Source organism: Streptomyces xiaopingdaonensis, assembly GCF_000262345.1.
Classification (GTDB): domain Bacteria; phylum Actinomycetota; class Actinomycetes; order Streptomycetales; family Streptomycetaceae; genus Streptomyces; species Streptomyces xiaopingdaonensis.
The window spans coordinates 1-17,270 of the sequence record NZ_AJTQ01000205.1 but is presented as its reverse complement, the minus strand read 5'-3'; the positions used below and the strand labels follow the sequence as shown (position 1 = coordinate 17,270).

Below are 17,270 nucleotides of genomic sequence, written 5' to 3'. Positions count from 1 at the left end.
AGGCCAAACCCCCGCCAGCCGCGTCACCAACCTCCCCGAACAACACAGCTAGGGTCACCCCATGAACGCACCCGACCTCGCCCGCACCGTCGCGATGACGGCCGGCGGTCCCGTGGACGCCGCGGGCACCTTCGTCAGCGTGGAACGGCAGATCGGCGAGGTGGGGCCGCGCGACCTGCTCGTACGGGTACGCGCCGTCTCCGTCAACCCCGTCGACCTCAAGCAGCGAGCCTCCTACGACGGCTCCGACGGCGCCCGCGTGCTCGGGTACGACGCGGCGGGCACCGTCGTAGCGGTCGGCGACCGGGTCTCCTTCTTCGAGGTCGGCGACGACGTCTACTACGCCGGGTCGCTCTCCCGCAGCGGCTCCAACACGGACCATCAGCTCGTCGACGAGCGCCTCGTGGGCCACAAGCCCTCCGCGCTCGACTTCGCCGAGGCGGCAGCCGTGCCGCTCACGCTCCTCACCGCCTGGGAGGCGCTCTTCGAACGGTTCCGCCTCGGGGCGCGGAGCACCGGCACCCTCCTGGTGATGGGCGCGGCCGGCGGCGTCGGCTCCATGGTCGTCCAGCTCGCACGCCGGCTCACCGACGTGGAGGTGGTGGCTGCCGCCTCGCGCCCCGAGTCCGAGGAGTGGAGCCTCGACCTCGGCGCGCACCGCACGGTCGACCGCCACCGCCTGCGCGAGGAGGTCGGCCCCGACGCCGTGGACCACCTCTTCTCGCCCTTCTCGGCCGGCATGGTCCCCCTCTATGCGGAGTTGCTGCGCGGACGAGGCGACGTCGTGGCCATCGACGAGCCGGAGGGGCTCGACCTCCTGCCGTTCAAGGCGAAGAGTCAGGGGTGGCTCTGGGAGTTCGTGTTCACCCGCCCGCTCCACGACGAGGAGTCGACGGCCCACCACGACGTGCTGGAGCAGGCCGCGGGGCTCTTCGACAGCGGCGTTCTGCGCACCACACTCTCCCGGCGCACGGGGCCGCTGAGCCCGTCCGTGCTGCGCGAGGCGCACCGTGCGGTCGAGGGCCACGCGATGGTGGGCAAATTCGTGGTGACCGCCGAGGAGTAGCGGACCGACGGGTGCGGCCGCGGGGAGGCTGTGGCGGCGCGCCGGGCATAGGCTCGTGCCATGGATGGGGTGCTGCCGTTCCTGGTCTTCGCCTGCTGCCTCGCCGCGATCCTGGCCGCGCTCGCGCTGCTGGCGTCCGTCGTCAGGCGTCGGGGTCTCGCGGGCACGGCGATCACTGCGGCCCTCGCAGCGCACGACGAGGCGTTCCGTGCCACCGCGCACCAGGCGCACCACGAGCTCCGCGCCGAGGGCGAGCGCAGAGCCGTCGTCCCCTCGCCCGAGGGCCCGTTCAGGCGCGGCCGCGCTCCGGGCCGGCTGCCGCGTCAGCGCACCCCGCGGATGCGCCGCGGCGGGCGCCTGAGGTGATGGAGCACCCGTCCTCAGCGCTCCTCGGCGAGGAAGTCGAGGACGAGCGGTGACGCCGTCTCGCGGAACTCCTCGAAGTAGCCGTGCCGGGCGCCCGCGAGCAACTCCAGGCGGGCGTGCGGGATGCGAGCGGCGAGGTGGTGCGCGTTGGCCGTCGGGTTGAGGAGGTCCTCGGTGCCGTGGACGACGAGCGTGGGCGCCGTGATGCGGGGGAGCGCCCCCCAGGCGTCGTGCTCCTCGCTCGCACGGAAGTGGGCGCGTCGCGCGGACGGGGACATCTGCGGGTCGCCGAGGGTGTGCACAGGCGCCGGATGGGCGGCCAACCACTCGGGGCTGTAGAGGAGTTCGAGCTGTGCCTGTGCCGAGCCGCCGGTGAGGGCGCGTCGGGCGGCCTCGTCGCGACGGGCGGCGTGCGGACCGCCGGGGGAGGTGCAGCCGAGGACGAGCCGGCGGACACGGTGCGGATGGAGCGCGGCCAGCCACTGCGCCGTGCGCCCTCCCATCGAGGTGCCGTAGACGTCCGCGCTGTCGAGCCGTGCGTGGTCGAGCACGGCGACGACGTCCTGTGCGAACTGTCGTGTGCTGTACGGGCCTTGGGGGCTGTCGCTCGCGCCGGTGCCGCGGTGGTCCGGGGTGAGGACGGTGTGCGCGGTCTCGAAGTCGGCGCGCACGCCGTCCCACCAGTGGTGCGACGTCGCCTGCCCCGCGAGCAGCACCAGTGGCGGACCGTCGCCCGTGGTCCGGTAGGCGATCCGGGTCCCGTCGGGGGCGGTGGCGTACGGCACGGGCGGAACTCCTGGAGCGGGGACGGTGGCCACTGCGACGGTAGGCGATATGTCGCGCTGCCGCCCAGCGCCCGGTTCCGTGCGTATCCGACGGCGGATTCCGGCGGGCCCTGTGCCGACGGGCCGCTGGTGAGGAGGCGTTCGCCTTCCGGGAGTGGGGCGGCGCGGGCCGTTCTTTTTGACGCGCCCTCGGGGAGCGAAAGCGCCGTCGCCGAGGAAGCGCCGGTGCAGTCGCCATGCCGGGCGGTGGAGCTCCAGGAGGGGCCGAGGTCGGTCCAGCCGACGGCCCGCCGGTCGCCCACGGCAGCGGCACGACCAGCCGTCGCGGCCTCCTGGCCGCCGCCCGTCCGCGCGAAGCCGGAGCCGTGCAGCACCTCGGGCGGCGGATCGGCGCCCGTACGGGAGCCCGCCCTGACAGGTAGGTGGCGCGGGTGCCTGCTCCCGGCTCGCACGGTCGACCGACCCGCCCATGAGCACGGCGGGACGAACGTCGTCGAGGCGATCGGCCGCGGCGCCCGTCGCCGAGCCGCGGGGTCCTCCTCGGCACTCGGTTCACGACGAGGCGGAAGACCGGGACCTGCCTGGCGCCGCCGCACGGGGCCGCCCCGGTCACGCCGCATGCGGAGGCGACGGTAGCCCCGCCCCGTACCGCGCGCACCCGGCGCGGCTGCGCGGCGTCCTGCACCCGTGGGACCCCAGCGCCGTGCCCGTCCCCGCCGCCACTGCGTACCGTGGAAGAGAAAGCGGAATCACAGACTCCGAGCACGGAGCGGAGTGAGCACACTCGGACCGCCCGCCGACCACGTACGGTCACCGGCCTCCGGCGACAGGACGCGCACCATGGACCCCGCCACCCGCACGGCACACCGGACCGACCTGCCCCGCACCGCGGCCGCGGCGCGAGAGGGCCGGGTGTTCGTGCGTCGGGTGCTGGAGGAGGCGGGCGCGGCCGGCCCGCTCGACGTGCGGCTCGTCGAACTGCTCACCACAGAGCTGGTCAGCAATGCCGTCGAGCACGAGAGCCGGGGCGACACGGTGGCCCTGGCCGTCGCGGTCCTCCCCGGCGACGGAGGTGTCCTCGTCGAGGTGCGCGACCACGGGGGCGAACTCGTGGAGGGACTCCTCCAGGACGCCCCCGCCGAGGACGTCCTCTCCCGGGTCTCGGAGGTCGACATCCTCCCCGAGGAAGGCCGTGGCCTGCTCCTGGTGCGGGAGCTCAGCGACGCGTGCGGAAGCTGGGCGACGCCGCAGGGCAAGGCTGCCTGGTTCCTGGTGCGGGCGGGGCGTCCGCACAGCCGTGGCCTGCGCGGCTGGTGGCGCAGGCGGCGCTCGGACGGCGGGACGGACGGCGGCTGACTCAGCTCCCCGCGAGCGTCGCCACCAGGACGGCCTTGATGGTGTGCATGCGGTTCTCCGCCTCGTCGAAGACGACGGAGTGCTCCGACTCGAAGACCTCGTCGGTGACCTCCAGCGAATCCAGCCCGTACTCCTCGTGGATCTCGCGGGCGACGGAGGTCCCGAGGTCGTGGAAGGCCGGTAGGCAGTGGAGGAACTTCACGTCGGGGTTGCCGCTGGCGCGCAGCACGTCCGTCGTCACCGCATAGGGGCTGAGCATCTCGATCCGCTCGGCCCAGACGGCCTTCGGCTCGCCCATCGAGACCCAGACGTCGGTCGCGACGTAGTCGGCCCCGCGCACGCCCTCGATGACGTCCTCGGTGAGCGTGATCCGGGCGCCGGACTCCGCGGCGAGGGCGCGGGCGCGTGTGACGACCTGCTCCTCGGGCCACAGCGAGGACGGCGCCGCGATACGGACGTCCATGCCGAGCAACGCCCCTGTCACCAGGTAGGAGTTGCCCATGTTGTTCCGTGCGTCGCCGAGGTAGGCGAAGGCGAGCTGCTCCAGCGGCTTGCCCGGCGCGTGCTCCGACATCGTGAGGATGTCGGCGAGCATCTGCGTGGGGTGCCACTCGTCGGTGAGCCCGTTGTAGACGGGGACACCGGCGTGTGCCGCGAGCTCCTCGACGACCGCCTGGCCGCTCCCGCGGTACTGGATCGCATCGTAGATCCGCCCGAGGACGCGCGCGGTGTCGGCGGCCGACTCCTTGATGCCGATGTGCGAACCGGTCGGGTCGAGGTAGGTGGTGTGCGCCCCTTGGTCGGCCGCCGCGACCTCGAAGGAGGAGCGGGTCCGCGTCGACGCCTTCTCGAAGACGAGCGCGATGTTCTTCCCTCCGAGGCGCCGCTGCTCGGTCCCCGCCCGCTTCGCGGCCTTCAACTCCGAGGCGAGACCCACGAGATGGCGGAACTCCTCGGCGGTGAGGTCGGCCTCCTTCAGGAGGTGGCGGCCGGTGAGGTCTATCGCCATGGCGGACTCCTCGGTGCGCGTCCCGACCCCGGGCCGCGCCGCTGTTCGTGGGGCAGTAGCAGAAGTCGGAATACTATACGTGTACCAGTATCCCTATGCGACGCGGGTCGCTCTCACACCGCGTCGCGCTCGACCGGGCAGCTCATGCACCGCGGTCCGCCCCGCCCCCGCCCGAGCTCGCTGCCGGGGATCTCCACCACTTCGATCCCCTTGTGCCGCAGGTGCGCGTTGCTGGTGACGTTCCGGTCGTAGGCGAGGACGACCCCCGGCTCGACGGCGAGGACGTTGCAGCCGTCGTCCCACTGCTCGCGCTCGGCCGAGCGGACGTCCTGGGTCGGGGCGAGGACCCGGATGGCGTCGAGACCGAGCGCCGACGCGATGGCGCGGTGCATGTGCTCGGGCGGGTGGTCGGTGACCTTCAGGTCCTTCGGCGAGCCCCCGGGCTCGATGGTGTACGAGCGGAGCATGCCGAGGCCCGCGTACTGGGTGAAGGCGTCCCCGTCGACCATCGTCATCACGGTGTCCAGGTGCATGAAGGCCCGGCGCTTCGGCATGTCCAGCGCCACGATGGTGCGTGCCGAGCCCGCCTCGAAGAGCCGCTCCGCGAGGAGCTCGACCGCCTGCGGCGTCGTCCGCTCGCTCATGCCGACGAGGACGGCGCCGTTGCCGATCACCAGGACGTCGCCGCCCTCGATCGTCGACGGGTGCGGTCCCCGGCTCCCCTCCGACCACGTGTGGTACTCGCCGGCGAGGTCGCCGGCGAAGAGCGGATGGTGGCGGTAGACGGCCTCGAAGTGGACGGTCTCGCGCCGTCTCGCCGGCCAGCGCATCGCGTTGATGCAGACGCCGTCGTAGACCCAGGCCGAAGTGTCCCGCGTGAAGAGGTGGTTGGGGAGCGGCGCGAGGAGGAACTCGTCGTTGTCGAGGACGTGGAAGCCGACGGAGGCCGGCTCGATGTGGCCCTCCAGGAACTCCCGCTTCGTCATCCCGCCGATGAGCGCCTCGGTGAGCTGCGGGGTGGGGAGGGAGTCGAAGGCTGCCCGCAGTGTGTCCGTCGCCAGCGGGCCGTACTCGTACTCCTGGAAGACGCGGTCGAGGACGAGAGCCCTCGCCTCGGGGATCTCCAGGGTCTCGGCGAGGAGTTCGCCGAAGAGGTGGACCTCGACGCCCCGCGTCCGCAGCGCCGTGGCGAGTGCGTCGTGCTCCTCGCGGGCGCGGCGCACCCAGAGGACGTCGTCGAAGAGGAGGTCGTCCTTGTTGGTCGGGGTGAGGCGTTTCAGCTCCAGGCCCGGGCGGTGGAGGATGACGCGGCGGAGCCGGCCTGTCTCGGAGTCGACGTGGAATCCCATGGGCCCATCCTCGCCGAGTACGGCGCCGCGTGCGTGGGGAAGCGTAGGGAAGGGCTTCTCCTCTCCGTGTTGTCGAGCGGCGGGCCCGCTCGAAAAGCGCCGTGCCTCCCGGCTCCCGTCCTCGTCACCGGCGCCGCGGGCAGGCACTGCGGCGCCGCTGCTCGCGGCCGCTTCGCCGTACGCGCCCTGGTACGCGACGCCGCGCCCGAGAGAGCCGAGGCGGTCAGGGCGCTCGGCGTGGCACTCGTCACCGGAGGTCTCCGCGACCGCGGCTCCGCCGTCCGTGCCGCCGACGGACCCGTGCCGGCTTGTCCGCGCGGATGCCCGCCTTGGTCGACGGCGCTTTCGATTTCGGCGTGAGGCTGCGCGGCGCGTCCGCGACAACGGTCCGCAGCTCCCTATGCCCCTCGTGGCCGGCCGGCAACCACAGGGTGCGCAGGGCCGGTTCGGTCGCGGCGAGGCGGATCACCGCATCCCGTGCAGTTCGTCGCGGAGGTGACAGCACGTCACCGAGTGACGTTCCGGCGAAGGCGCCCCGGGGCACGAATTCACCGCGCCCGGGGCGTCTTCGCGTGCAGGTCGACGTTCTCGGCGGCCGTGTCCGCCGCTGCTCGGCCGCGTCGGAGTCGGCTCGGGCCTCAGTCCGAGCGGGGCATCCGGTTCCAGTGCGGGAGCATCACCAGGCAGGCCACGAGCGCCGCGGCCGCGAAGCCGTGGAAGAGCGCCTCGCCGCTGAGGAAGCCCGGCAGCAGGCCGCCCAGGATCGCCCCGACCGAACCGCAGCCGTTGACGAGCCCGGTCACGGTGCCGGCTCCCGAGGAGTTGCCGAAGTCGACGGCGGCGACGCCGGCGATGAGCGCGTCGGCGGCGTAGGCCGCGAAGCCGATGACGGTGAGGACGGCGACCATCACCGGGATGCTGCCGGTCGCGGTGAGTGGACTGAAGAGCGCGAGCATCACCACAAGCACGCCGAGCGCAAGGACGCACGGCGGCATCCGGCGGGCGCCGAAGACGCGGTCGGAGAGCCACCCGACGGCGGGCGGCGCCAGCAGTCCGGCGACGCCGAAGGCGACCGGGATCAGCGTCGCCTCCAGGTGCGAGGCGTCCGGCAGTTGGCGGCTGACGAGCACCGGGCCCCACAGCAGCAGCGCGTACCGCGCGGGTTTGAGCAGAAAGTACGCGAGCCCGAGGGTGAGCACCATCCGGTCGCGCAGCGCTTCGCGGTAGAGGGCCAGGGTGCTGGGCCGCGCCGCCTTCTCCTCGTCGGTGCGTGCGTCGGCGGGCTCGGACTCCCCGGCGAGGGGCGGCAGTCCGACGTCCTCCGGGCGGTTGCGCTGGAAGACGACGAAGAGCAGCAGCACCACGGAGAGCGTCGCCGCGGAGGCGAAGAACGCCACCCGCCAGTCGTCGAAGAGCGAGTACGCGCACCAGCCCAGGAACGGCGGTGCGACGAGTCCGCCGAAGGCGTAGCTGGAGCACCAGAGGCCGAGCACCCGGCCACGCTCGTGGAGCGGGAAGAAGGCGACGACGTTCTTGCACAGCGCCGCCCACCCCGTGGACTGTGCCAGCCCCATCAGCACCATCGCGCCGCCGAAGACGAGCACCGCGCTACTCACGCCGAGCAGCACCGCGGCGGCGACGGAGCCGATCATGCCGCCGATGACGACGACGCGGGGCCCGAAGCGGTCCGCCCACGTACCCCAGAGGAACTGGCCGACGGCGTACGCGGCGAGGTAGACGGCGTCGATTGCACCGAGCGCGTGCTCGGTCAACACGCCGTTCACCGAGGGGTCGTCGAGGATGCCGAGCTTGGCGACGGAGAACGCCTGCCGGACGACGTAGTACCCGGCGTAGGCGAGCCACGTCACCGCGAAGATCTGCCAACTCCAGCGCAGTGAACGGGGGGTGGGCCGGTGCGGGTGCGGTGCCGTGCCCGCCGACTCGTCGGACGCGGCCCGAGCCGGTGGGAGTTCGGAAGGGGAGCCGGCGGCGCCGGATTGCGTGGTTCTACTCATCGCGGATTCCGTTTCTGGGCAGGGGCGACCGGGGCGACGGGGCGTGGAGACATGCCGAACTCGCCCCGCGGGCAGGCCGGATGGACCCTCGGCGTGCCGGGGGCGGGGAGAGGAGAAGGTGAGGGGAGCCGATGCGGGGCGCTCGCGTGGAACGCCCCGCCTTCGGAGGGGCTCAGTGCGTGGGCTGGAGAGCGCCGTCGAAGGTGGCCGCGGCGAGGCCGAAGGAGAGGGTCATGCCGATGCCGGAGGTCACGGCGAGGGCGCGGACGCCCGGAGCGAGGTCGCGCACGAGCAGCGGTCCGCGCGCACTGCTCGCGTAGACGCCCTGCCACCGCTCGCGCACCCGGAGAGTGTCGACGCCCAGGAGTTCGGCGGCGGCGTCGAGGAGGAGCTGTGCGGCTCCCTCGTCGACGAAGGGGCTGGCCGTCGGTGCGTAGGAGTGCGAGTCGCCGACGAGGAGGGTGCCGTCGGGCAGCGCGGTGCACATCACGTTCGCGCCGATGTCGAGCAACTCGGGGCTGTGCTCGGTGGTTTCGGTGCGCAGTGCGCTCGCGGAGGGCTGCGCCGTGAAACCGTCGTAGCGGAGCATGGAGGTGCCGGTGAGCACCGCTGCCTCGGTGCGCAGGCTCTCGGGCGCCGCCACGCGCGCCATGGTGAGCCGGCAGCGCTCGACGCCGTGGTCCTCGGCGGCCAGAGGGAAGAGCCGGTCCAGGTCGTGGCCGACGCAGAGCAGGACGCGCGCGGCGGTGAACGTTCCGCGGGTGGTGTGCACGGTGCCCGATTCCGCGCCGGTGACCGCGGTGCCCCAGTGGAGCCGCACGCCCGGTTGCCTCGACAGCCAGTCGGCGAGCACCGGTGCCGCGGTCCGCGGGTTCACCCGGAGGTCGTCCGGGAAGAAGGCGCCGCCCACGGCCGGCCGCCGGCCGTCCGGATCCGGACCGCCGAGCGCCTCGGCGAGCTGCGCCGCCGTGCACAACCGGACGCTGTCACCGCCGCGTTCGGCGCGCAGCTCTTCGAGTACGGCGAGCTCGACGGGGGAGCGGGCGACGACGTAGGCGCCCGCCTCGCGCGCCCACATGCCCGTCGCCCCCGCGGCGTGCAGCCAGCCGGCGCGCGACGCGTAGGCGGTCTCCAGCAGGTCACCGTGCTGCGCCGTGATGCAGCAGTGGCCGAAGTTGCGTACGGAGGCGCCGACCGGTTCGTGGTCGCGCTCGATGACGGTGACGGACTGGCCGCGTCTCACGGCCTCGTAGGCGTGCGCGAGTCCGACGATGCCGGCGCCCACGATCAGCACGTCGCTGCTGCCGTTCGGGGGTTCGCGGCCGACGTCGTCGACCCGGCGCTGTCCTGAGGGGGTTGCGGTATCCATGAGTCCGAGGATGCGGCGGCTGCGGAAGGCTGACAAGAGTTGTAACTACAAGTTCCGGAGTGTTTACCTCGCCGCCTCCACGGACGCCGGGCGTTGGTCTCGGCGTAACCTCAACGGGCTTGGAAGCGACCGGACTTGATGCCATAGTCTTCTTGTGAAGACAAGTGATGAGGGGCCGCTCCACCAACGGCTCCGCACGGAGTTCCTGCGGCGCATCGAGTCCGGCGAGTGGCCAGAGGGGCAGCCGGTTCCCAGCGAGGCACAGCTCTGTCGGGAGTCCGGTACCTCACGCGGCCCCGTCCGGCAGGCGCTCGCGCTGCTGCGCCGCGACGGCAACCTCGTCGGCGGGCGCGGCAAGCCGCCGATCGCCCGGAAGACGACGCCGTCGCAGCCGTTCGCCTCGCTGATCTCGTTCACCCAGTGGGCGAGGTCGATCGACCGCGAGCCGGGCCAGCTCACTGTCGAGGTGGCGCGGCGACGTGCCACTGCGGAGACGGCGGACCGGCTGCGGCTCGAAGAAGGCGACCCCGTCGTCGAGTTGGTGCGGCTGCGGCTGCTCGACGGCATCCCCGCGATGGTCGAACGCGCCACCTTCCGGTTCGAAGTGGGCCGCCACCTCTTCGAGTTCGACCCGGACACCGGCTCGATCTACGAGGCGCTCTGCGCGTTCGGCGTCGACCTGCACCACGCGCGGCACACCATCGACGCCGTAGCCGCGGGCGACACCGACGCGGAGCTGCTCGGGGTCGCGAGCGGCGATCCGCTGCTGCGGGTGCGGCGGCAGACCTTCTCCGCCGAAGGCGAACCGCTGGAGAGCGCCGACGACCGCTACCTGCCCGCGATGGCCACCTTCACCGTCGAGAACACCGCCGAGGGACGAACCGTCGTCGGGCGGTACCGCACGAACGAGGAGCAGACCCATGACTGAACTCGCCGTTTTCGACATGGCCGGCACCACCATCGAGGAGCACGGCGCGGTCTACGCCGCGCTGCGCCACTCCGTCGAGCACCACGGAGTGCCCGTCGACGCCGAGGACCTGCAGACGTGGATGGGCACCGACAAGCGGGAGGCGATGCACGCCCTGATCCGCCTCGGCGGCGGCAGCCCGACACCCGAACTGGTGGAGGAGTCCTACGAGGTCTTCAGCGCTCGGCTCCGCGCGCTCTACGCGGAGACGCCGCCGACCCCGCTGCCCGGCGTCGCGGCGGCGCTCGCCACGCTGCGTTCCGGCGGCGTGCGGGTCGCGCTCACCACCGGCTTCAGTGACGACGTGGCCGAGCCGCTGCTCGCCTCGCTCGGCTGGTCGTCGGAGCCGGGCGGCAACCTCGACGCCGTCGTCACCTCGGACGCGGTGCCGCGCGGCCGGCCGGCGCCGTACATGATCCACCGCGCGATGGAGCGCACCGGCGTCCTCGACGTGCGGAAGGTGCTGGTCGCGGGCGACACCGCCGTGGACCTCCTCGCCGGCACCAACGCGGGCGCCGGCGAGGTGATCGGTGTGCTCACCGGCGGTGTGCCCCGCGAGGTCCTCGGAAAAGAGCCGCACACGCGGATTCTGGCGAGCGTGGCGGAGGTGCCCGAGGTCGTGCTCGCGGGAGTGGCGTGAGCGAGGGGCTCGTCGGGCGGCGGTGCGTCGAGCGCGCGGCGTCGTCCCGGGCGCTGGGGTCGAGGCGTTGTCGGTGCCCGGCGGTACCACGTGACGAGGGGCTGCCGCCCCGGGTGCAGCGCCTTCCGCACTCCGCGATCACGACGAACAGCGCCGGAACCGACGAGAGTCGGCGTCCGCCGGTGCCGAGGGCGACTCGCAGCCGCCGCTCTTCGACACCGTGCCGACGAGGCGGGCGGTGCGTCCCCTCGAGCAGCCCTCCCGGAGAAGTTGATCCAGGTGGCGACGGTTGCGGAGCGCCGTCCGGGCTGCCTCCCGTGTTCGACGGTGAGTCGCGGCTGCTCCCACGTGGCGGCGTTGCTCCCACGGCTCCGGAGACAGGCCGAGCGCTCGCGCACACGTCCGGCCGGGCCCGCGGTGGCGGGCCCGGCGCGGTGACGCGCGCCCGGGCGGACGGCGGCGTACGCCGCCGGAGTCGACCAGGAGCTCAGCGGGCGCCGTTCCCCACGAACTCCGTGGCCGCGGCCTCGCCGAGCTCCGTCGCCTCCGCGTGGTCCTCGTTCTTCGACACCTCGGTGCCGGGGAAGGTCACATAGCCGACGACCTTGCCGGAGACGCCGCCGGTGGCGGGGTCGGGATCGATCCCCAGCTCGTCGGCCATCGCGTACGACGCCTCGCCGATGATCGAGTCGGGGCCCTTGTCGCCGATCACGCCGTAGACGACCTCGTCCTCGTAGACCACGGCGCCCACGGTGCCGCAGTTGACGTCGGACGCGGCGTGGTCCCAGGTCTCGCTCGGCAGCGGGACGACGATGTGCGGCAACGTCGCGGAGTTCAGCGGTTCGCCGTCGGACTGCACGCAGGCGGTCTCCGGCTGGAAGGCGGGGTCCGTGTTCTCGTTGCACTCGTCGCCGGGCCGGCCGTCGCAGTCCACGTCGAGGTCGGCCTGCCAGAACACTGCCTCGTTCTTGCCGCAGACGGGGATGGAGGGGGTGCCGCCCTCGTCCTCGGCGTACTCGCCGTCGGAGAGCTGCGTGCCGCACGATTCCATCGCCGCGCGGAGCTGATCGGCCGTCGGCCCCGCGGTCGAACCGCCGCTCGCCGCGGTCGAGTCGGCCGTGTGCGCGCTTTTGTCGGACGGCGTTCCCGCTTGAGCGGCGGGCACGAGCACGATCCCGACGAGCAGCGCTGCCACCGCGGCCCACAGGGCGCGGCCGCGTCGGGAGAACGGGCGTTTCATCGAACCTCCAGATGGCTGTAAGGGGGAGGGCCTCGCCGTCGCCTGTACCCACGGACACGGCGGGCCGGTCGTCCGCGCTGCCTCCGCACGATGCTGGCGGAAGACCTCGTCCGGTCATGACGATGTCGCCGGATGGGTGCCCCGGCCCGACGCTTCGGCGGGTCAGCCTCCATCGCCGCCGTGCCCATGTCAATGCCGCCGCGGCGCTCCGGTCGTACGCTCCAGAAGACTTGGGCCCGACTCCGGTGCGGGTGGCGGGCAGTGCGTTGCTCGAACGCGTCCTCCCCCTGGCCGCCGGACGTGCGTGCCCGCCGTGAACGGGGGACGACGCACGCTCGGCCGGCGGGTCTCGGAGCCTGCGACCGTCCAGGCGCTGAGCGTGAGTCGCCTGCCCTTGCCCGAAGTCCCGACGTCCGGTCGGGGCAGCGGGACCTGAACCCGCGACTGCTTGCCCCGGTATGTCGCGGGAGGCCGGACTCCTGTGCTCCACCCGTGCGTCCGGTTCGCAGTCGGTCTCCTGAGTGCCCTCAGCAGGGGCGTACAGGAGGAGGGGACGGGCGAGCGCGAGTTCAGGAGGTACCCGTCTCCAGGCCGCGGACTCGGTCGGGCTGCACGTCGCGGAGAGGCCGGACCTCGTGAGTCCGCCGCCCGTCCTGCAGTTGACGGGGGAGCACGGCGGCTCCCGGGCCCTGACGACCGGGCACTCGGCCACCTGTGGAAGGAGGGTCCGGTGACGTCGGTCCAGCCGCGGGCTGCACGGTCCGGTGTGCGGTGAATGAGCCGGTACGGCCTCAGCTCAGCGCGCGGCGCACCGCCGCGATCCGCTCGGGGCCGACCCGGCAGCACCCGCCGACGAGCCGCGCGCCCGCCCCTATCCAGCCGTCTACCAGGCCCGGCGCGGCCGGGTCGTAGCTCGGCTCGCCGCGCCACGCCCGGCGGTCCGCGTCCCATCCCTCACCGCTGTTGGGATAGACGACGCCCGGCTTGCCCGCGCGCTCGGCGGCGAGCGGCAGCGCCCGCGTAGCCTCCTGCACGGTGCAGCAGTTGACGCCGACCGCCGCCACCTGCTCGACGCCTGCCGCCAGCGCCAGCGCCTCGCCGAGCGGCTCGCCCGTCCGTGTCCGGCCGCCCGAGGCGGTGAAGCTCAGCCAGACGGGCAGGCCGCACCCCTCCACCGCCAGGAGCAGCGCCTCCGCTTCGGCGGCCGACGGCACCGTCTCCAGCGCGAGGACGTCGGGGCCCGCCTCCGCGAGCGCTTCGACGCGGGGGCGGTGGAAGTCGGCCAACTCCCGTGTGCTCAGGCCGTATCGGCCGGTGTACTCGCTGCCGTCCGCGAGGACCGCGCCGTACGGGCCGACCGAGCCGGCGACGAAGACGTGCTCGCCGCCGGCCTCCTCGGCCGCCTCGCGTGCGAGTCCGACGCTGCGCCGCAGCAGCCGTCCCGCCTCGGAGCGGGTGGCGCCGCGTCGGGCGAAGCCCTCGAAGGACGCCTGGTAGCTGGCAGTGATCAACACCTGCGCCCCCGCCCGGACGTAGGCGGCGTGCGCGGCGCGCACCAGCGCCGGATCGTCCGCGAGGAGGCGCGCCGACCACAGCGCGTCGCCGAGGTCGGCGCCGAGGGCCTCCAACTCGTTGGAGAGCCCGCCGTCGAGGACGAGCGGGCCCTCGTCGAGGGCGGCCGCGAAGCCCGTCATGCCAACTGGCGCCGGACCTGGCCGGAGATGAGCTCCAGGTGGCCGAGGTCGCTGAGGTCGAGGATCTGGAGGTAGATGCGGGTCGCCCCGAGTTCGGCATACCTGCCGATCTTCTCGACGACCTCGCCCGGGGTGCCGGCGAGCCCGTTCTCCTTGAGTTCGTCGACGTCGCGGCCGATGGCGGCGGCCCGGCGGGCGACCTGTGCGTCGTCCTCGCCGACGCAGGCGACGAGTGCGTTGGAGTAGACGAGCTCCTCGGCCGACCTGCTCCGCTCGGCCGCCGCCTCGCGGACGCGCGCGAACTGCTGCTCGGTCTCGGCGAGCGTGCCGAAGGGCAGGTTGAACTCGTCGGCGAACCGGGCCGCGAGCGCGGGCGTGCGCCTGGCGCCCTTGCCGCCGACGAGGACGGGCACACGGCGCTGGGCCGGCTTCGGGAGAGCGGGCGAGTCCTTGAGCCGGTAGTGCTCACCCTCGTAGTCGAACCGTTCGCCGAGCGGCGTCTCCCAGAGGCCGGTGACGATCTCCAACTGCTCCTCCAGCAGCCCGAACCGGCGCTCGGGGAAGGGGATGCCGTAGGCGGTGTGCTCCTCGGCGTACCAGCCCGTACCCAGGCCGAACTCGACGCGGCCGCCGGACATCGCGTCGACCTGCGCGACCTGGATGGCGAGCGGTCCGGGGAGCCGGAAGGTCGCCGCCGTCATCAGGGTGCCGAGGCGGATGCGCTTGGTCTCCCTGGCGAGGCCGGCGAGGGTGATCCAGGCGTCCGTCGGGCCGGGCAGTCCTTCGGAGTCCCCCATCGCGAGGTAGTGGTCGGAGCGGTAGAAGGCGTCGAAGTCGAGGTCTTCGGCCGCCTGCGCGACCTTGAGCAGCTCCTGGTAGGTGGCGCCCTGCTGGGGCTCGGTGAATACGCGGAGGTCCATGGCCACCATTGTCGCCCGCGGCAAGGGGGGTTTGACGGGCGGGGCGCGGGCGGGGGCGCAGGTCAGTGGACGCCGTGCTCGCGCAACGCGAGCTTGCGGAGCATGCCGACGACGCGGTCGCCCGACTCGTCGGCGGTGTCGATCGCCTCGATGCACTGCCAGTAGAGCGCTTCGTCGTCCGCGGTCACGGCGACCGCGACGAGCGCGGCGCCGACCTCGCCGAGGAGCTCTCCGAGGCCGTGCAGGGCGCACTGCGGGTCCTCGACGAGCGTGAGCGCCACGGCTCTCGGGCCGCACGCCTCCGGCGGCTGCGGGCGCTCGGTGACGCCGGTGGGGCGGGTCGCGGCCTCTTTCAACGCCTGTGCCTCGGCCCGCAGTTCGGGCGGGCCGCCGTGTGCGAGCCGCGTTCCGATCGCTTCGGCAAGGGCCTGTGCCTGCCATGCCTCGGCCACGATGTCGTGTACGGCGCTGCTTTGGGACAGTGCTTGCCGGGTGGCGGCGATGAGCCGTAGGGCGTCCATCTGCCATCCCCTCCGCTGGTTGTTACCCAGCGTGACCATAATCGGCCTTGTTCGCCAGGGAGTTTGGGAAATCACTGGATAAACCGCCCCGTGTGGACAGTTCCCTCACTCCATAGAGTGACCGGTTCCGGTACTCGGGAAACGTTCCATCGACGGCGCTTCCTGGGCGTTTCCTGTCCGGACCGGCCGATGGCGCCAACTTCAGGGTGGCGGGGGGTGCGTGAGGTGTCCATGGGGGACGCGGGATGTGCGCGGCGCATCGCGTGCCATGGGCCGCACGCGGAGCATGGGCGAACGGGCGGCGGCGGATCACGGCTCGGCGGCTCCGGGGTGGACGGTGCGGGGTGCCGCTGCGGCGGGGGCGTGGAGGAGCCTCGCGGAGGGGAGGCGGCGGTCCGTGGTCGGCGGGAAGGCGGCTTCCATGGCAGGGGCGGTATGCACGGGCCGGGTTGGCGAACCGTTCCACCGGACGTGAACTCCCCCGAACGGGTGAGGAGATGGAGGTTGCGGCAGCCGCGGATCCGCCCTTCCGTCTATCGCGTACTCGTGACGGCGGTAAGAAACTGGTGATACGTTCGCGAGACCGCCCGACGCCTGCGCCCCCTCGCGGTCTCCGGGCGCCTGCACCTCTCGCGCCCTCCGGGCGCGACGGCTCGGCGGCCCCGGCCGGCGCCGGGACGGCACGACCCGAGCTCGTCCAGGCGGCCGCGCCTGCCGGGCACGTCCGGCGCGTCCGTTCACTCCAACCCCCGTGCGGGAGGCCGACGTTGAGCCCGTTCACCGGAAGCGCACACCGGACCGACGACTGGCGGCACCTGAGGGTCGAGGAGGAGGGCGGCGTCGTCACGGTCACCCTGGCCCGGCCCGAGCGCCTCAACGCGCTCACCTTCGGCGCCTACGCCGACCTGCGCGACCTCCTCGCGCAGCTCTCGCGGGAGAACCGCACGCGCGTCCTCGTCCTCGCCGGGGAGGGGGGCGGCTTCTGCTCGGGAGGCGACGTCGACGGGATCATCGGTGCCACCCTCGGCATGGAGACCTCCCAACTCCTCGACTTCAACAGGATGACGGGACAGGTGGTGCGGGCGCTGCGGGAGGCGCCCTTCCCCGTCGTCGCCGCCGTCCACGGCGCCGCCGCCGGGGCCGGCGCGGTGCTCGCGCTCGCCTCGGACTTCCGCATCGCCGACCCGACCGCGCGGTTCTCCTTCCTCTTCACCAAGGTCGGCCTCTCCGGCGGCGACATGGGCGCCGCCTACTTGCTGCCGCGCCTCGTCGGCCTCGGCCATGCCACCCGCATCCTGCTCCTCGGCGACCAGGTGCGCGCGCCCGAGGCCGAACGCATCGGCCTGCTCAGCGGGTTGACCGAGGAGGCCGGCGCCGACGCCGCCGCCGCGGCCCTCGCCGGGCGGCTCGCCGCCGGGCCCGCCCTCGCCTACGCGCAGACCAAGGCGCTCCTCACCGCCGAGCTCGACCTCACCCTCTCGGGCGCCGTCGAACTCGACGCCGCGACGCAGGCGTTGCTGATGCACAGCGCCGACTACCGGGAGTTCCACGCCGCGTTCACGGGCCGCCGCGAACCCGAGTGGGAGGGGCGCTGAGGTGGGCGGCGCGGCGGAGCGCCGCGGGTCGCGGCGGATCGCCGTCGCCGGCGGCGGTCCCGGCGGGCTCTACGCCGCTGCGCTGCTGAAGCGGCTCGCCCCGGCGCGCGAGGTCACCGTCTGGGAGCGCAACCCGCCGGAGCACACCTTCGGCTACGGCATCGTCCTCTCCGACGAGACGCTCGGCGGCATCGCCTCGGCCGACCCCGAGTTCCACGCCGCGCTGCAACGGGAGCTGGTGCGCTGGGACGACATCGCCGTGACGCACCGCGGACGCACGCTCCGCTCCTCGGGCCACGCCTTCGCCGCGCTGGAGCGCCGGCGTCTCCTCGCGCTGCTCCAGCGCCGCTGCCGCGCCCTCGGCGTCGACCTGCGCTT

16 protein-coding genes are annotated in these 17,270 nt (G+C 73.3%); 7 read left to right on the top strand and 9 right to left on the bottom strand.

Annotated elements, in window-relative coordinates; genetic code table 11:
- Positions 1 to 61: 61 nt before the first annotated feature.
- Positions 62 to 1,066, top strand: coding sequence for a zinc-binding alcohol dehydrogenase family protein (locus tag UWG_RS0116550; RefSeq protein ID WP_016908337.1), 1,005 nt, complete (start codon positions 62 to 64; stop codon positions 1,064 to 1,066).
- Between the two features lie 60 nt (positions 1,067 to 1,126).
- On the top strand, positions 1,127 to 1,432 hold the full coding sequence (locus UWG_RS30235) for a hypothetical protein (protein ID WP_033196191.1): 306 nt from the start codon (positions 1,127 to 1,129) through the stop codon (positions 1,430 to 1,432).
- Positions 1,433 to 1,446: 14 nt separating this feature from the next.
- Here UWG_RS30235 and UWG_RS0116540 read toward each other — a convergent pair whose 3' ends face one another.
- A complete protein-coding gene (locus UWG_RS0116540; protein WP_016908335.1) occupies positions 1,447 to 2,217 on the bottom strand; it encodes an alpha/beta fold hydrolase in 771 nt (256 codons plus the stop codon).
- 840 nt (positions 2,218 to 3,057) lie between these two features.
- Between UWG_RS0116540 and UWG_RS0116535 the strand changes: the two genes are divergently transcribed.
- Positions 3,058 to 3,573 carry an ATP-binding protein gene (locus UWG_RS0116535; RefSeq protein ID WP_157838562.1) on the top strand — a complete coding sequence of 172 codons (516 nt, stop codon included), beginning with the start codon at positions 3,058 to 3,060 and terminating at the stop codon, positions 3,571 to 3,573.
- 1 nt (position 3,574) lies between these two features.
- Here UWG_RS0116535 and argF read toward each other — a convergent pair whose 3' ends face one another.
- From argF to UWG_RS0116515, 4 genes are all read right to left on the bottom strand, one after another.
- Complete coding sequence (gene argF, locus UWG_RS0116530) at positions 3,575 to 4,582, bottom strand: ornithine carbamoyltransferase (protein ID WP_016908333.1); 1,008 nt, start codon at positions 4,580 to 4,582, stop codon at positions 3,575 to 3,577.
- Positions 4,583 to 4,695: 113 nt separating this feature from the next.
- On the bottom strand, positions 4,696 to 5,931 hold the full coding sequence (locus UWG_RS0116525; RefSeq protein ID WP_016908332.1) for an arginine deiminase: 1,236 nt from the start codon (positions 5,929 to 5,931) through the stop codon (positions 4,696 to 4,698).
- Between the two features lie 638 nt (positions 5,932 to 6,569).
- Positions 6,570 to 7,946: an MFS transporter gene (locus UWG_RS0116520; protein ID WP_029391505.1), complete on the bottom strand. Its 1,377-nt coding sequence runs from the start codon at positions 7,944 to 7,946 to the stop codon at positions 6,570 to 6,572.
- A 172-nt stretch (positions 7,947 to 8,118) separates the two neighbouring features.
- On the bottom strand, positions 8,119 to 9,315 hold the full coding sequence (locus UWG_RS0116515; protein WP_050988592.1) for a TIGR03364 family FAD-dependent oxidoreductase: 1,197 nt from the start codon (positions 9,313 to 9,315) through the stop codon (positions 8,119 to 8,121).
- A 154-nt stretch (positions 9,316 to 9,469) separates the two neighbouring features.
- Here UWG_RS0116515 and UWG_RS0116510 point away from each other — a divergent pair, with 154 nt between their 5' ends.
- Entirely contained in the window at positions 9,470 to 10,243 is a 774-nt protein-coding gene (locus UWG_RS0116510; RefSeq protein ID WP_016908329.1) for a GntR family transcriptional regulator, read from the top strand.
- Complete coding sequence (locus tag UWG_RS0116505; protein ID WP_016908328.1) at positions 10,236 to 10,922, top strand: phosphonatase-like hydrolase; 687 nt, start codon at positions 10,236 to 10,238, stop codon at positions 10,920 to 10,922. Before UWG_RS0116510 ends, UWG_RS0116505 begins: the two co-directional genes overlap by 8 nt.
- A 487-nt stretch (positions 10,923 to 11,409) precedes the next feature.
- Here UWG_RS0116505 and UWG_RS0116500 read toward each other — a convergent pair whose 3' ends face one another.
- The 4 genes from UWG_RS0116500 to UWG_RS0116485 all read right to left on the bottom strand — a co-directional run bounded on the left by UWG_RS0116500 (position 11,410) and on the right by UWG_RS0116485 (position 15,297).
- Positions 11,410 to 12,162: a glycoside hydrolase family 75 protein gene (locus tag UWG_RS0116500; RefSeq protein WP_016908327.1), complete on the bottom strand. Its 753-nt coding sequence runs from the start codon at positions 12,160 to 12,162 to the stop codon at positions 11,410 to 11,412.
- A 791-nt stretch (positions 12,163 to 12,953) separates the two neighbouring features.
- A complete protein-coding gene (mmuM, locus tag UWG_RS0116495) occupies positions 12,954 to 13,856 on the bottom strand; it encodes a homocysteine S-methyltransferase (RefSeq protein WP_016908326.1) in 903 nt (300 codons plus the stop codon).
- Positions 13,853 to 14,776 carry an LLM class F420-dependent oxidoreductase gene (locus UWG_RS0116490; protein WP_016908325.1) on the bottom strand — a complete coding sequence of 308 codons (924 nt, stop codon included), beginning with the start codon at positions 14,774 to 14,776 and terminating at the stop codon, positions 13,853 to 13,855. The genes mmuM and UWG_RS0116490 overlap by 4 nt, the downstream gene beginning before the upstream one ends.
- 62 nt (positions 14,777 to 14,838) lie before the next feature.
- Complete coding sequence (locus UWG_RS0116485) at positions 14,839 to 15,297, bottom strand: DUF6099 family protein (protein ID WP_016908324.1); 459 nt, start codon at positions 15,295 to 15,297, stop codon at positions 14,839 to 14,841.
- 767 nt (positions 15,298 to 16,064) lie between these two features.
- On the opposite strand from UWG_RS0116485, the gene UWG_RS0116475 reads away from it, so the two are divergent.
- A complete protein-coding gene (locus tag UWG_RS0116475) occupies positions 16,065 to 16,892 on the top strand; it encodes an enoyl-CoA hydratase family protein (RefSeq protein WP_016908322.1) in 828 nt (275 codons plus the stop codon).
- Between the two features lies 1 nt (position 16,893).
- Positions 16,894 to 17,270 (top strand): NAD(P)-binding protein (locus tag UWG_RS30230; protein WP_033196190.1); only part of this gene is annotated, 377 nt, incomplete at its 3' end.